Origin of the sequence: Pseudomonas gessardii (assembly GCF_001983165.1) — a bacterium.
Lineage (GTDB): Bacteria > Pseudomonadota > Gammaproteobacteria > Pseudomonadales > Pseudomonadaceae > Aquipseudomonas > Aquipseudomonas gessardii.
This window is the reverse complement of record NZ_MNPU01000037.1, coordinates 18,524-31,689: the sequence shown is the minus strand read 5'-3', so window position 1 is coordinate 31,689 and position 13,166 is coordinate 18,524. Positions and strand designations below refer to the sequence as shown.

Below are 13,166 nucleotides of genomic sequence, written 5' to 3'. Positions count from 1 at the left end.
CAAAGGATGGACACGTGAGCGAAACAGCCTTGCCTAAAGATGAAGCTCAGCCCGCGCTTGATGCGCCCGTTGAGACCCCGGTCACTACGCCTCGCCGTGGCAACGGCCTGGCGGTCTTTGCTTTGCTGCTGGGTGCCGCCGGTGTTGCGGCCGGCGGCTGGGGGCTCTGGCAGGTCCGGGCCCTGCAAGCGAGCAGCCAGCAACAGCTGGGGCAGGTGCGCACCCTGGATGAACAATCCCAGGGCATCGCGCAGGCACAACAGCAGTTGGCCGCGCGCCTGGCGCAATTGCCGGGCGCTGATGAACTGGAAGAACGCCGCCGGTTGGTGGCGCAGTTGCAGGGCGACCAGCAACGCCTGAACCAGCGATTGGAAACCGTGCTGGGTGCCAGCCGCAAGGACTGGCGCCTGGCCGAGGCCGAGCACCTGCTGCGCCTGGCCAGCCTGCGCCTGTCGGCCTTGCAGGATATCAACAGTGCCCAGGCGCTGGTGCAGGGCGCCGATGAGATCCTGCGTGAGCAGAGCGATCCCGGCTCCTACGCCGCCCGCGAGCAGTTGGCCAAGAGCCTGGCGGCCTTGCGCAGCGTTGAGCAACCCGACCGCACCGGGCTGTACCTGCAACTGGCGGCGCTGCGTGACCAGGTGGTGCAACTGGCGGCCGTGTCCCCGGAATATCAGCTGCAAGAGAGCCCGCAGGGCCGGCCGACTACCGACACCGACAGCCGCTGGAGCCAATGGTGGGAGCAGATTTCCCGCTACTTCCGTATCGACTTCAACCCCGATGACAACATCCGCCCACTGCTGGCAGGTCAAGGCCTGAACCAGGTGCGCCTGGCCCTGAGCCTGGCGCTGGAGCAGGCGCAATGGGCCGCCCTCAATGGCGAGCCGGCGGTGTACGCCCGTGCGTTGGGCGAGGCGCGCAGCGTCTTGCAAGACAACTTCAACCAGGACAACCCGCAAAGCCAGGCCATGCTGGCGCGTATCGCCGAGCTTGAGCCCAAGGCCGTCTCGGTGGTGACCCCGGACCTCGCCGCGAGCTTGTCTGCGGTGCAGGCTTACCTTGAACGCCGCCATCTGTCTGCCGATGAAGCCAAGGCTTCCGCCGGTAAGCCGGCGACCCAGGAGTAAAGCCGATGAAGCGTTTCTATGTGATCCTGGTGCTGGCGATTGCTCTCGCCCTGGCGCTGGCGGTGGGCATCTCGAAACACACCGGCTATGTGCTGATCAGTTATCCCCATGTACTGCATTACGAGTCCGGCCTATGGTCGACCCTGGTGGCCGTGTTTGTCGTCGGCCTGGCGATCTATCTGTTGCGGGTGCTGCTGGGCCTGGTGACCACCTCCGGTGGCGTGGTCAATCCCTGGTCACGGCGCAATCGCAGCCGCCGGGTGCAGGTGGCGATCGAGCAGGGGCAGATGGACCTGGCGGAAGGCCGCTGGGCCAGTGCCGAGCGGCACCTGCACCGTGCGGCGGAAGCCGAGCGCCAGCCATTGCTGTATTACCTCGGCGCGGCGCGGGCGGCCAACGAGCAGGGGCGTTATGAAGAGTCCGACAGCCTGCTGGAGCGGGCCCTGGAGCGTCAGCCCCAGGCCGAGCTGGCCATCGCCTTGAGCCACGCACAGCTGCAGATGGACCGTGGTGACACGGAAGCGGCCCTTGTGACGCTGCAGGCCATGTATGAACGCCATCCGCACAACGCCCAGGTCCTGCGCCAGCTTCAGCGTTTGCACCAGCAGCGCGGTGACTGGTCCTCGGTGATCCGCCTATTGCCGCAATTGCGCAAGGACAAGGTGCTGCCGGCTACCGAGCTGGCAGATCTGGAGCGCCGGGCCTGGGGTGAAAACCTGAGCCTGGCGGTCCAGCGCGAAGAGCACGGTGAAGCCGGCCTGCAATCCCTTGAACGGGCCTGGCAGCAACTGACCTCGGCCCAGCGCCAGGAGCCTCAGCTGGTGCTGGCCTATGCCGAGCAGTTGCGCCAGTTGGGTGCCGATGCCAAGGCCGAAGAGGCATTGCGTGTTGCGCTCAAGCGCGGTTACGACAGTCACCTGATCCGGTTGTATGGCCTGTTGCGTGGTGGCGATCCGGCACGCCAGCTGAAATTCGCCGAAGGCTGGCTCAAGGACCATCCGGGGGATGCCAGCCTGTTACTGACATTGGGCCGGCTGTGCCTGCAAAACAGTTTGTGGGGCAAGGCGCGGGACTATCTGGAAAACAGCCTGCAAGTGCAGCGCAACCCCGAGGCCTGTGCCGAGTTGGCGCGGCTGCTGGCGCAGTTGGGTGACACCGAGCGCAGTAACCAGCTGTTCCAGGAGGGCCTGGGGCTGTTGGACAGCCGTCTGCTGGCTTCGCCGCTGCCGGTGCCTGCCCGGGTCTAGCGTAGGAAGTCTTGAAGGGTTGGTTCAGACCAACCCTTCAAAACCTCTCGGTTTTGCGGATTTCAGGGGCTTGAAGTGGTTTCCCACAGGGGGCCACGTAAAGTTACCTACCTATTGACGGAATATCCCTGCGATCTCACGGAAGCGTCTGCTCCAACGCGTATTGAAAGGGGTAAGGTCTTTCCTCTACCGTAACGACCTATCTCTTGTGTTGCGGATAAACAATGTCTTTGGCCCCTTCACGCTCCTTGTTCTTCCTGGCGTTCATGGCCGGTGCATTGACGTTGGGCGCGTCTTTTTATCTGGAATACGGGGCTCTTCTGCGACCTTGTTTCCTGTGCCTGATCCAGCGCAGCCTGCTGGCGCTGTTCACCCTGGTCAACCTGATCGCGACACTCCATGGCCCCAGGCGCGCAGGTATTTACCTGTACTGGGCGGCGAGTATGGGGTGTGCGTTGCTCGGCGCAGTGACAGCGGTGCGCCAGGTGCTGTTGCAGAACATCCCGCCTGACCAGATGCCCCACTGTTGGCCAAGCCTGGAATACATGATCGAAAACCTGTCGTTGGGGCAAGCCCTGCAATTGGCATTCAAGGGCACGGTCGACTGTGTGGAAATCAACTGGACGTTGTTCGACTTGAGCATCCCGGAGTGGAGCCTGCTGTTCTTCGTGGCCATGCTTATCCTGGGGGCAACCCAGTTTTCGCGCGTGTTGTCCGGTCAGGGTTTGCGCTTCGTGAAGCACTGATTAGCGGTGTTGGCCCGTAGGATGGGATTAAACACTTGTATGAACTTTCTGGTCTGCGTACCTTGAAGCCACAGTCACGCGGGCATAATCTGGCCCGCACGCGTTATTGAAACAATTTGTTCGATGCGGCGTTGTCCGGTTGCCGCCTTATCCTCGACGTGTTGCGCGGGCAAAAGCGGCACCGCCCATAAGGGAAGAGATCATCATGTTGGAACGTTGTCAGAATGCTCAGGAACGCTGGGGTGGTGTGCATAAGCTGATCGACAGCTGGTTGAAGGCGCGTCACGAATTGGTTCAAGCCTTTGATGCTCTGGGCGAGAAACCCGAAGCGCTGGCTGAGAACCGTGAGCCTTTGCAGGACTTCTGTGGTGTCTTGGTGGATTACGTCTCGGCAGGGCACTTCGGTATCTATGAACAATTGACCAAGGAGGCCGAGGCCTTCGACGACCAGCGCGGCCTGGACTTGGCCAAGACGCTTTATCCACGAATCAAAGACATCACCGAAAAACTCCTGGCCTTTAACGACCTTTGCGACAAGGGCGAGTGTGTGGCCGCAAAATTCAAAGAGCTGGGCGGCCTGCTCCATGAGCGTTTCGAGCTGGAAGACTGCCTGATCGAAGTGCTGCACAACGCCCATAAGGAAGAGCCTGCAACCCAGGCTTGATTCTTAGCGGCAAGACAAAAAAACGGTGCGCATGGCGCACCGTTTTTCGTTGGGGTCAGACGTCGGTCGCGAGCAATTCAATCTCGAAAACCAGCGGAGTGTAAGGCGCGATCAGTTCACCTGCACCGTCTGCGCCATAGGCCTGTGCCGATGGAATCACCAAGCGCCACTTCGCGCCCACCGGCATCTGCTGCAACGCGCTTTGCCAGCCGCTGATCACACTGTCCAGGCGGAACCACTGGGGCTGTGCACTCTGGTCGAAAATCGTCCCATCGGGCAATCGCCCCACGTACTTCACTTGAACCCGATCGTAGGCGCCTGGTTTTTCCCCGCGGCCGGGAGCCAACTCTGTGAGCAAGATACCGTCTGCCAATTCGCGCACACCGGGTTTGGCTTTTTCCGTGGTCATAAACTGTTGTTCGGCGGCAAGAGCCTGTTCGCTTTGCGGCACTTGGGGCCCGGTGCTGGCCTGCGCTTCGTGTTGGGCAAGAAGCTGTGCGATGCGTGCGTCGTCCAGGGCCAGGGGCTTGCCTTGATAGGCTTGCTTGAGACCTTCGAGCAAGGCCTGGATCTGCAGGTCGGGGACTTCCTGGCGCAGGCGTTCACCCAGGCTGGCACCCAGGCTGTAGGCCAGGTCATGGCTGTCTTTGGACGTCGTCGGCTCACTTGCGTTGGCCACTGAAAACGATAAGCCCAGGATGAAAAAAAGGTAACGCGACATGGGTATTCTCCAGCCGAAAGTGCGGTGAATTATGCCAGCGTGGTGGGGTAAAAAACGCAGTGGTTTTTCGTTATATCAATAAGAATTTTTGTGCGGTGCAACGCAACGCATTCGATACTGTCAACATGCCCTAGCGGCGGTAAGAGCAGAGGGCTAGTATGAGCCGCACCCACGTCAGCCAGGAGGTAAACCATGTCGGCCAAACAGAAGCCTGTTAATACCCCATTGCACTTGCTCCAACAACTCTCGGGCAGCCTGCTCGAACATTTGGAAAGTGCTTGCTCCCAAGCCTTGGCTGATGCAGAGAAACTGCTCGCCAAGCTGGAAAAACAACGGGGCAAGGCGCAAGAAAAACTGCATAAATCCCGCATCAAACTGCAAGACGCCGCGACTGCCGGCAAAGCCAAGGCGCAGACCAAAGCCAAGGGCGCCGTCAAAGAACTTGAGGACTTGCTCGATGCCCTCAAGGATCGTCAATCCGAAACCCGCACCTACATCCTTCAACTCAAGCGCGATGCCCAAGAGAGCCTGAAACTGGCACAGGGTGTTGGTCGGGTGAAAGAAGCGGTGGCCAAAGTATTGAGCGCTCGTACACCAGCCAAGGCCGTTGCTGCCAAGGCACCCGCCAAAGTTGCAGCCAAGCCTGCCGCTAAAAAAGCGCCGGCGAAACCGGCCGCCAAGCCAGTTGCTAAAGCTGCTGCTGCAAAACCGGCCGCCAAGCCAGTTGCCAAAACCGCTGCTGCAAAACCAGCCGCCAAGCCAGTTGCCAAAACGGCTGCTGCAAAACCAGCTGCCAAGCCAGCTGCTAAAACCGCTGCTGCAAAACCAGCTGCCAAGCCAGTTGCTAAAGCTGCTGCTGCAAAACCAGCTGCCAAGCCAGTTGCCAAAACGGCTGCTGCAAAACCAGCTACCAAGCCAGCTGCTAAAACCGCTGCTGCAAAACCAGCCGCCAAGCCAGCTGCTAAAGCTGCTGCTGCAAAACCGGCCGCCAAACCAGTGGCTAAAGTTACTGCTGCAAAACCAGCCGCCAAGCCAGCTGCTAAAGCTACTGCTGCAAAACCAGCCGCCAAGCCCGCTGCCAAACCAGCTGCTGCAAAGCCGGCCGCCAAGCCAGTTGCCAAACCAGCTGCTGCAAAGCCGGCCGCCAAGCCAGTTGCCAAACCAGCTGCTGCAAAGCCGGCCGCCAAGCCAGTTGCCAAACCAACTGCTGCAAAGCCGGCTGCCAAACCCGCTGCTGCAAAGCCAGCCGCCAAACCAGCGCCAGCTCCAGCAGCTGTCAAGCCAGCGACCCCTGCCGCACCGGCAGCGCCAGCCGCTACCACCGCACCGGCCAGCAGCACGCCTGCCCCGGCAGCATCAGGCACCACCCCAACCAGCGCTTCCTAAGTGCCGGTGGCCGCGGCGCGCAGCTGATGCAGCGCGTCGTGGTCGAGGTTGGCGGCTTCGGTCGCCAGTCCTTCAAGCCATGTCTGATTCGTGGCGCGCTCCCCCGTTGGCCAAGCCTGTGCCAGCGTCTCCAGACGTAACAGCAGCTGCCGTTCGGCTTCCAGCTCCAGGGCCTTGACCCGCTCACGCAACGCTCCCAGCGCCACATCCTGCTGCGCCAAGGTGCGCCATTGCTTGCGCAGCCTGCGCAAGGGCTCCACAACATCTGCCTGCCAAGGCCCGGCGATTGCCCGCAGTGCCTGCAGGCGTCCAGGTTCAGGGGCGACCCCGCGCTGTTCCAGCCACAACCCGCACAACAACAGACACACATCCGCCCCTTGCTCCTGCAAGCGCAGGCAGGCATCTTCAGCACCCGCACGGGCGTAGGTCGAGAGGGCAAAGCTCCACAGGTCAGCGCACATGTTCACACCCAAGCCAGCGGCCAACGAAGCTGGTAGACTCCGCCGCCATTATGATCCGACTTCAAAGCCTAACATTACAGCGTGGCCCGCAACGTCTTCTTGAGGACGCCGAGCTGACCCTGCACGCCGGTCACAAAGCCGGCCTGATCGGTGCCAATGGCGCCGGTAAATCCACGTTGTTCGCCCTGTTGCTCGGTGAGCTGACCCCGGATTCCGGGGACTGCCTGCTGCCGGCCGACTGGCGTATCGCCCATATGCGCCAGGAGATCGACACCCTGGACCGCATCGCGATCGACTACGTGCTCGATGGCGACCTGCGCCTGCGCCAGGTGCAACACGACCTGGCCGAGGCCGAGAAAGCCCAGGACGGTGCCGCCCAGGCCCGCCTGCACTCGGAACTCGACAGTGCCGACGGCTACACCGCCGACGCCCGTGCGCGCAAGATGCTCGCCGGCCTTGGGTTCACCAACGAACAGATGGACCGCCCGGTCGCCGACTTCTCCGGGGGCTGGCGCATGCGCCTGAACCTGGCCCAGGCCCTGATGTGCCCGTCGGACCTGTTGCTGCTCGATGAGCCGACCAACCACTTGGACCTCGATGCGATCCTGTGGCTGGAGGATTTCCTCAAGAGTTACCAAGGCACCTTGTTGCTGATTTCCCACGACCGGGATTTCCTCGACGCCGTGGTCGATAACATCGCCCATGTCGAACAGAAGAAAATCACCCTCTATCGCGGCGGCTACACCGCGTTCGAGCGGGCCCGTGCCGAACGCCTGGCCCAGCAGCAACAGGCCTTCGAGAAGCAACAGGCGCAGCGCGCGCACATGGAAAGCTACATCGCCCGGTTCAAGGCCCAGGCCACCAAGGCCCGCCAGGCCCAGAGCCGGATCAAGGCCCTGGAGCGCATGGAAGAACTGTCGGCGGCCCACGTCGATTCGCCGTTCGACTTTGTATTCCGCGAATCGCTGAAAATCTCCAGCCCCTTGCTCGATCTCTCGGATGCCCGCCTGGGGTATGGCGACAAAACCATCCTGGAGAAGGTCAAGCTGCAACTCACCCCGGGCGCGCGCATCGGTTTGCTCGGCCCCAACGGCGCGGGCAAGTCGACGCTGATCAAGAACCTGTCGGGCGAGCTGCAACCCCTGGCCGGCCGCCTGACCCGTGGCGAGAACCTGGTGGTAGGCTATTTCGCCCAGCATCAGTTGGACTCCCTGGATGCCAAGGCCAGCCCGCTGTTGCACTTGCAACGCCTGGCGCCGACCGAGCGCGAACAGACCCTGCGCGACTTCCTCGGTGGTTTCGACTTCCGTGGCGCGCGCATCGATGAGCCGGTGCTGAACTTCTCCGGCGGCGAAAAAGCCCGTCTGGCCCTGGCCCTGATCGCCTGGGACCGGCCCAACCTGCTGCTGCTCGACGAACCGACCAACCACCTGGACCTGGAAATGCGCCTGGCACTGACCATGGCCCTGCAGGAATTCAGTGGCGCAGTGCTGGTGGTGTCTCACGACCGTCACTTGCTCAAGAGCACCACTGACAATTTCCTGCTGGTGGCCGATGGCAAGGTCGAAGAGTTTGACGGTGACCTGGACGACTACGCCCGTTGGTTGACCGATTATCGCCTGCGCAACGCGCCGGTCAGCAACACCCCGGTCAACCCGGACAAGACCGACAAGAAAGCCCAGCGCCAGGCCGCCGCGGCCCTGCGTCAGCAGTTGGCGCCGCACAAGCGCGAAGCCGACAAGCTCGAAGCCGAACTGGGCAAGGTGCACGAGCGCCTGGCCAAGATCGAGGCCAGCCTCGGCGACAGTGCGGTATACGAAGCGGCCCGCAAGGATGAACTGCGCGATTTGCTGGCCGAACAGGCCAAACTCAAGGTGCGCGAAGGGCAATTGGAGGAAACCTGGATGGAAGCCCTCGAACTGCTCGAAGGCCTGCAAGCGGAGCTGGAGGCGTTGTCCTGATGGAAGCCCTGGAACTGCCGCTGCCGGCGCAATGGATCGAACCGGTATGGATGGGCGTGCAAATCCTGCTGATCCTGCTGGCCGGTTACCTGGCGCAGCGCTTCGTCGCCAAGGGCCTGACGCGCCTGGGCGAGCGCTACCCGTTCCCGCCGCAACTGCTGATGCCCCTGCGCGGCGGCCTGCGCTGGCTGATCATGGGCAGTGCGCTGATCTTTGTCCTCGAGCGCCTGGGGGTGTCGGCCATTGTGCTGTGGACCGCGCTGTCGGGCTTTGTGGCGGTGGCGGCGGTGGCGTTCTTTGCCATGTGGTCGGTACTGTCCAACCTGCTGTGCGCGATCCTGATCTTCACCGTCGGGCCGTTTCGTCTGGGCGATGTGGTCGAGCTGGTGGACACCGTCGACAAACCTGGCGTCAAGGGCCGGGTGATCGCGATCAACTTGCTGTACACCACGCTGATCGAAGTGCCCGAAGCGGGCACCGACAGTGCCGTGGTGCAAGTGCCCAACAGCTTGTTCTTCCAGCGCTCGGTACGCCGCTGGCGCGGTAGCGATATCAGCCCCTTGCCCTGAAAAATCTCTAGCCAGCCCTCGGCCCTTGGCGTTAGCTTAGTGCTCACAACGAATTTGCTACGAGGTGTGTAATGGCGCTCGACACATGGCTGGCCTTCTTCCTGGCCAGCTGGATCATCAGTCTCTCCCCCGGCGCGGGCGCCATCGCCTCCATGTCCAGCGGCCTGCAATATGGTTTCCTGCGCGGTTACTGGAACGCTATTGGCCTGCAACTGGGCCTGGCGATGCAGATTGCCGTGGTAGCGGGCGGCCTGGGCGCCATTCTGGCGACGTCTTCAACCGCGTTCTATGCGATCAAATGGTTTGGCGTGGCGTACCTGGTGTACCTGGCCATCAAGCAATGGCGCGCCCTGCCCATGGACATGAGCGATGACGCGCCGGTGCGCCCGATCGGCAAGCCGATGGCGATGATGTTCCGTGGCTTTCTGGTCAATGCCAGCAACCCCAAGGCCCTGGTCTTCATGCTGGCGGTGCTGCCACAGTTCGTGAACCCACAGGCGCCGCTGCTGATCCAGTACCTGATCCTCGGTGCGACCATGATTGGCGTGGATATGATCGTGATGGCCGGCTACACCGGGCTGGCGGCGAAAGTGTTGCGCCTGTTGCGCACACCCAAGCAGCAGAAGCGCATGAACCGTACGTTTGCCGGGTTGTTCGTGGGCGCTGCGGGGTTCCTCGCCAGCCTGCATCGCGCCACGGCCTGACGGCGATTTACCTGAAGAAACCGAATCAAAACTGTGGGAGCGGGCTTGCTCGCGATGGCGGTGGATCAGTCACTATTCCTGTTGACTGACACACCGCCATCGCGAGCAAGCCCGCTCCCACATTTGTTTTGTGTGGCCTTTGAGATTGAGCTCAGTGCAGGATCTTCGGCGCCTCATCCCTTGGCAGGTTGTTGCGCAATGCCGGCTGCCCAGGCTCCTGGTAGCCGCCGCCCAGTTGCTCCTGTAGCTGGCGCGCCACATCTTCACCCAGGGTTTTCGACACTTCCTTCACCACCCGTGGCCGGCTCAGGCTCACGCGTACGTCGCGGCTGCTCACCAGCTTGGTGTCCTGGCCTTCACCCATGGCGGTAAACGCCGAGGTGATCTCGTAGGTGCGGGTGTTGATCAGGCTGAAATCCGCCACGACCGCCAGCCCCAGCACCGCCGAATAGCTGTTGGTGCGATCCAGGGCGTTGATGTCCTGGGTGAAGTCGATATCCGACAAGGTGCCAAACAGCACATAGTCGGCGCCCTTGAAGTGGCCGGCCTTGATCCGCTTGATCACGTCGTACACGTCGCCCTTGGCCTCGCGGGTGTAGGGCGTGCCCTGGACCAGCTGGAACTGGCGCGACTTGAGGATTTCGCCCTTGATATCGCCGCTGAATTTACGCAGCTCGCTCTGTTCGATGTAGCTGTTGCGGCTCTCGAATTCGGCGTAGCTGGACGCGCCGCTGGCGTTGTACGGGCTGGCCTGGAAGTTATGGCTGGCCGCGACGGCGTGGATGTATTCCTCCACGCGCGCCTCGTAGGCCAGGTCCGTGACCGCGATTTTCGGCGCCGCCCAGGCGCCAGCGCTGCACAGCAGGGCGATGATGCCGATCCATGGGCGCATGGCCTAGCGCTCCGTGGTCTTGCGGATTTCTTTTTCGTCCATCCATTCGGCCAGGCCGCTTTCGACGTCGATCAGTTGCAGGCTGAACTTGTAGAACACGTCCTTGTAGTCGGCGCTGCGCTTGACGATGGAACTGATGGAGCCTTCCAGGCGGTACTTGGCGGCAATCATGTTGCCGGTCTTGCTGACGGTGGACTTCTTGTACAGGCCGCTCTGGTTTTGCAGCTTGAGCTGCTCGACCTGGCTTTGCATATCGGTGTTGTCGCTGGCGAAGCGGGCGGTGCCGGTCTTCATCAGCTGGGTCTTGATCGAGGTGGTGATCTCGCGGGTGTCGATGTACTCGCTGGTCTTGTTCTTCACGTCATACACCTGCACCACCGGGCGGCCCTGGAGGATGCCGGACTGCGCCAGGGAGCGGGTCATGCTTTCGGCGATCATCTGCAGGTCGGTGGAGCCGAACTCGTTGGTCACCAGTTCCACGGCCTTGGTGTCGCCGTAGCTGATATTTTTGCCGCCGATGACCGGCGAGGTGTTGGCGCAGCCGCTGGCCAACACGGCGACCACGGCGAGGAACGAAAAGCGTGCAAGCATGGGAATGTCTCTCGAAAACTGAATAGGGGGCTGGCTCAAGGCGTTTTCACTTCAAGGCGGAAGTCGGCGGCCTGGGGCAGGTTGGCGATGGCCGGCAGGAAGGTGGCCTGGTTGGCGTAGAGGTTCAGCACTTTCCAGGGTTCTTCGTCGCCCACCGGGAAGCCGTCGGCGCCCAGCCAGGCGAAGCGGTAATACATCATCTGGTTGCTGCTGGTGATGTTGCTCAGTTGCACCTTGGCGGTCAGGAAGCCGTTTTCGCGGGCCACCCGAATGGCGCCGACGGCGATGCCCTTGAACGTGCCCATCACCACGACTTTGCTCGCGGCGCTGCCCGGTGTCGGCGGCGGCGTGGCGCACCCGGCGAGGACGATCAGCGCCAGGGCGCCGAGGATAAAATGACGCATAGCGTGCTCCTTAAGGTTGTTTGAGGCTGGCGACGGCCTGGGCCGGGTTGCTCGCGACCACACGGGCCGCCACGCCGCTGGCGAACACCTGGTTGCCGACCACCCGCAAAGTGATCACCTGATGGCGTTGCTCGGCCTTGACCGTCACCAAGCTGCCGCCCAGGGCATTGGGCAGGCTCACCTGGTGCTCGCCATGCTTGAGGCGCAGGCGCGTGACCTGGGTCATGTCCGGCAGGGTGCGCCAGGTGCGGGTATCGGCGCCCTCGGTGACGGCGGAGGCGATGCCCAGCACCAGGCCGGCCATCGGGTTGGTCTGGTTCAGGTTCTTTTGTGTCACGCCGCGGCTGATGGCGCGCACGGTGGTGCGCAGGATGATCCCCGGCATATCGTCGCGCAGGGCGCGGCGCGACATCGCGGTGGTGCTGTTGAGGGCGGTGAGGTTTTGCTGGCGGCCATCGACGCCGATCTGCGCAAAGGTGGCCGTCGAGGTGTCTGGCTTGATCACCGGGAACGACAGCGGCGTGATCACCCAATGCCCGTCGATCGGGATCGGCAGCGGCAGGCGGATCGAGTCGCGGGCCGGCGCCAGGCCGCTCTGCACCACGATCAGCACGTCGCTTTCGTCAGCCGCCACGGGGGAGGCATCCAGATCGAGCAGGGCCTGTTCCAGCAACGGTGTGTTGGGGCGCAATTCGGCGGCCTTGCGATAGCCCGGCGCGGCCAGGTCCTTTTCGCCCAGGGCTTCGTAGACGAAGCCAGCCAGGTAATGGCTGAACGCACTCTGGTAGCTGTTCTTCAGGCCCACCACGTCCGGGGCGTCGAGGCTTTCCACCGGGTAGCCGCGCAGGTCTTTGAACTGCGTGGCGACGCCCTGACGCTCGGCTTCGTTTTCGCGCTTGAGGTATTCCTTGTCCCGCAGTTCGGCGATCACAGCTTCGCGTTCGTGGGTCTTCTTGATTTCGGTGCGTGCGCCGTCGAAGTCATTGACCGCCAGCAGGTTCAGCGCCATTTGGGTGGTGAGCATGACTTTTTCGTAGTCATAGCCTTCGTAGCGCCGCACCTTGTCATTGACCAGGAAGCTGCCGAATTGCGCCAGGTAGCGCTCGGTATCGAACTTGACCGACTCTTCCCACGTGTACACCACCAGGTCCGCACGGTGCCAGGCCGCCTGGCTGCCGGCCAGGTCGCCCTTGGCCCGCAGCAACTCGCCTTTTTCAAAATAGTAGAGAAGGTCTTTGTCTTCGCTGCTGTTGTTCTTCTCCAGCAGGGTCAGCGCGGCATCCACATTGCCGCTGGCCAACTGCTGGTTGGTGGCTTGCAGTTCAGTGTCGTAGCTGCGGAACATCGAGCAGCCCGACAGCAGCGTAACCGCCGCGAGGGCAAGGGAGGTAAAGACGCGAGATGCCATTGAGGTGCTGCTTCCCTGAGCGTAATCGGCCGAAGGGGCTGGTCGGGCCGAATAACCAAGCGCAGGAAAAGTCTTTTCCCACATATTCCTCATAAAAAGAGGAGCCGAAATGCCGTTTCGCGATAACGAAGGCGGCGCATTATAGGCCTCGTTACTGGCAAAACAATGGCTTTTCAGCTGCATTCTTTAAGGTTTGTGCCACTACGCAGGCCACTGATTTCAGCCGTCAATCACTAACATCTTGAGTCAAACCCATTAACATTCGACAATATGTTACTTCTTGTT

14 protein-coding genes are annotated in these 13,166 nt (G+C 62.0%); 8 read left to right on the top strand and 6 right to left on the bottom strand.

The window, feature by feature from the left end:
• The first annotated feature begins 14 nt into the window (after nt 1–14).
• The 4 genes from BLL38_RS21510 to BLL38_RS21495 all read left to right on the top strand — a co-directional run bounded on the left by BLL38_RS21510 (nt 15) and on the right by BLL38_RS21495 (nt 3,784).
• The gene (locus BLL38_RS21510; protein WP_076964255.1) at nt 15–1,127 is read left to right on the top strand and encodes a uroporphyrinogen-III C-methyltransferase; all 1,113 of its coding nucleotides are present in this window, start codon (nt 15–17) and stop codon (nt 1,125–1,127) included.
• Nucleotides 1,128–1,132: 5 nt separating this feature from the next.
• Nucleotides 1,133–2,374, top strand: coding sequence for a heme biosynthesis protein HemY (locus BLL38_RS21505; protein ID WP_076964254.1), 1,242 nt, complete (start codon nt 1,133–1,135; stop codon nt 2,372–2,374).
• Nucleotides 2,375–2,598: 224 nt separating this feature from the next.
• Complete coding sequence (locus BLL38_RS21500; protein WP_076964253.1) at nt 2,599–3,120, top strand: disulfide bond formation protein B; 522 nt, start codon at nt 2,599–2,601, stop codon at nt 3,118–3,120.
• A gap of 205 nt (nt 3,121–3,325) precedes the next feature.
• Nucleotides 3,326–3,784 carry an Rsd/AlgQ family anti-sigma factor gene (locus BLL38_RS21495; RefSeq protein ID WP_076964252.1) on the top strand — a complete coding sequence of 153 codons (459 nt, stop codon included), beginning with the start codon at nt 3,326–3,328 and terminating at the stop codon, nt 3,782–3,784.
• Between the two features lie 55 nt (nt 3,785–3,839).
• Here the strand turns inward: BLL38_RS21495 and BLL38_RS21490 are convergent, their stop codons facing one another.
• Nucleotides 3,840–4,505: an FKBP-type peptidyl-prolyl cis-trans isomerase gene (locus BLL38_RS21490; RefSeq protein ID WP_076964251.1), complete on the bottom strand. Its 666-nt coding sequence runs from the start codon at nt 4,503–4,505 to the stop codon at nt 3,840–3,842.
• Between the two features lie 192 nt (nt 4,506–4,697).
• On the opposite strand from BLL38_RS21490, the gene BLL38_RS30155 reads away from it, so the two are divergent.
• Entirely contained in the window at nt 4,698–5,891 is a 1,194-nt protein-coding gene (locus BLL38_RS30155) for an AlgP family protein (RefSeq protein ID WP_083743093.1), read from the top strand.
• On the opposite strand, the gene BLL38_RS21475 is transcribed toward BLL38_RS30155, so the two are convergent.
• On the bottom strand, nt 5,888–6,352 hold the full coding sequence (locus tag BLL38_RS21475) for a TIGR02444 family protein (protein ID WP_076964249.1): 465 nt from the start codon (nt 6,350–6,352) through the stop codon (nt 5,888–5,890). The genes BLL38_RS30155 and BLL38_RS21475 overlap by 4 nt on opposite strands.
• A 50-nt stretch (nt 6,353–6,402) precedes the next feature.
• On the opposite strand from BLL38_RS21475, the gene BLL38_RS21470 reads away from it, so the two are divergent.
• The 3 genes from BLL38_RS21470 (at nt 6,403) to BLL38_RS21460 (ending at nt 9,586) form a co-directional block, all read left to right on the top strand.
• The gene (locus BLL38_RS21470) at nt 6,403–8,313 is read left to right on the top strand and encodes an ATP-binding cassette domain-containing protein (RefSeq protein ID WP_076964248.1); all 1,911 of its coding nucleotides are present in this window, start codon (nt 6,403–6,405) and stop codon (nt 8,311–8,313) included.
• Nucleotides 8,313–8,882, top strand: a complete 570-nt coding sequence (locus tag BLL38_RS21465; protein ID WP_076964247.1) for a mechanosensitive ion channel family protein — start codon at nt 8,313–8,315, stop codon at nt 8,880–8,882. The genes BLL38_RS21470 and BLL38_RS21465 overlap by 1 nt, the downstream gene beginning before the upstream one ends.
• A 71-nt stretch (nt 8,883–8,953) precedes the next feature.
• Entirely contained in the window at nt 8,954–9,586 is a 633-nt protein-coding gene (locus BLL38_RS21460; RefSeq protein WP_076964246.1) for a LysE family transporter, read from the top strand.
• 151 nt (nt 9,587–9,737) lie between these two features.
• Here the strand turns inward: BLL38_RS21460 and BLL38_RS21455 are convergent, their stop codons facing one another.
• From BLL38_RS21455 to BLL38_RS21440, 4 genes are read right to left on the bottom strand one after another with little or no spacing between them, the layout of a single operon-like run.
• Nucleotides 9,738–10,478 carry a penicillin-binding protein activator LpoB gene (locus tag BLL38_RS21455; RefSeq protein WP_076964245.1) on the bottom strand — a complete coding sequence of 247 codons (741 nt, stop codon included), beginning with the start codon at nt 10,476–10,478 and terminating at the stop codon, nt 9,738–9,740.
• Between the two features lie 3 nt (nt 10,479–10,481).
• Nucleotides 10,482–11,069, bottom strand: coding sequence for a penicillin-binding protein activator LpoB (lpoB, locus tag BLL38_RS21450; RefSeq protein WP_076964244.1), 588 nt, complete (start codon nt 11,067–11,069; stop codon nt 10,482–10,484).
• Nucleotides 11,070–11,104: 35 nt separating this feature from the next.
• Nucleotides 11,105–11,473, bottom strand: coding sequence for a YcfL family putative periplasmic lipoprotein (locus BLL38_RS21445; RefSeq protein ID WP_076964243.1), 369 nt, complete (start codon nt 11,471–11,473; stop codon nt 11,105–11,107).
• Between the two features lie 10 nt (nt 11,474–11,483).
• On the bottom strand, nt 11,484–12,881 hold the full coding sequence (locus BLL38_RS21440; protein WP_076964242.1) for a COG3014 family protein: 1,398 nt from the start codon (nt 12,879–12,881) through the stop codon (nt 11,484–11,486).
• Between the last annotated feature and the right edge of the window lie 285 nt (nt 12,882–13,166).

What these genes read in the sequence shown, in the direction of transcription:
- BLL38_RS21505 (WP_076964254.1), top strand. Translation starts at nt 1,133, where the DNA reads ATGAAGCGTTTCTATGTGATCCTGGTGCTGGCGATTGCTCTCGCCCTG.
- BLL38_RS21500 (WP_076964253.1), top strand. Translation starts at nt 2,599, where the DNA reads ATGTCTTTGGCCCCTTCACGCTCCTTGTTCTTCCTGGCGTTCATGGCC.
- BLL38_RS21495 (WP_076964252.1), top strand. Translation starts at nt 3,326, where the DNA reads ATGTTGGAACGTTGTCAGAATGCTCAGGAACGCTGGGGTGGTGTGCAT.
- BLL38_RS21490 (WP_076964251.1), bottom strand. Translation starts at nt 4,505, where the DNA reads ATGTCGCGTTACCTTTTTTTCATCCTGGGCTTATCGTTTTCAGTGGCC.
- BLL38_RS30155 (WP_083743093.1), top strand. Translation starts at nt 4,698, where the DNA reads ATGTCGGCCAAACAGAAGCCTGTTAATACCCCATTGCACTTGCTCCAA.
- BLL38_RS21475 (WP_076964249.1), bottom strand. Translation starts at nt 6,352, where the DNA reads ATGTGCGCTGACCTGTGGAGCTTTGCCCTCTCGACCTACGCCCGTGCG.
- BLL38_RS21470 (WP_076964248.1), top strand. Translation starts at nt 6,403, where the DNA reads ATGATCCGACTTCAAAGCCTAACATTACAGCGTGGCCCGCAACGTCTT.
- BLL38_RS21465 (WP_076964247.1), top strand. Translation starts at nt 8,313, where the DNA reads ATGGAAGCCCTGGAACTGCCGCTGCCGGCGCAATGGATCGAACCGGTA.
- BLL38_RS21460 (WP_076964246.1), top strand. Translation starts at nt 8,954, where the DNA reads ATGGCGCTCGACACATGGCTGGCCTTCTTCCTGGCCAGCTGGATCATC.
- BLL38_RS21455 (WP_076964245.1), bottom strand. Translation starts at nt 10,478, where the DNA reads ATGCGCCCATGGATCGGCATCATCGCCCTGCTGTGCAGCGCTGGCGCC.
- lpoB (WP_076964244.1), bottom strand. Translation starts at nt 11,069, where the DNA reads ATGCTTGCACGCTTTTCGTTCCTCGCCGTGGTCGCCGTGTTGGCCAGC.
- BLL38_RS21445 (WP_076964243.1), bottom strand. Translation starts at nt 11,473, where the DNA reads ATGCGTCATTTTATCCTCGGCGCCCTGGCGCTGATCGTCCTCGCCGGG.
- BLL38_RS21440 (WP_076964242.1), bottom strand. Translation starts at nt 12,881, where the DNA reads ATGGCATCTCGCGTCTTTACCTCCCTTGCCCTCGCGGCGGTTACGCTG.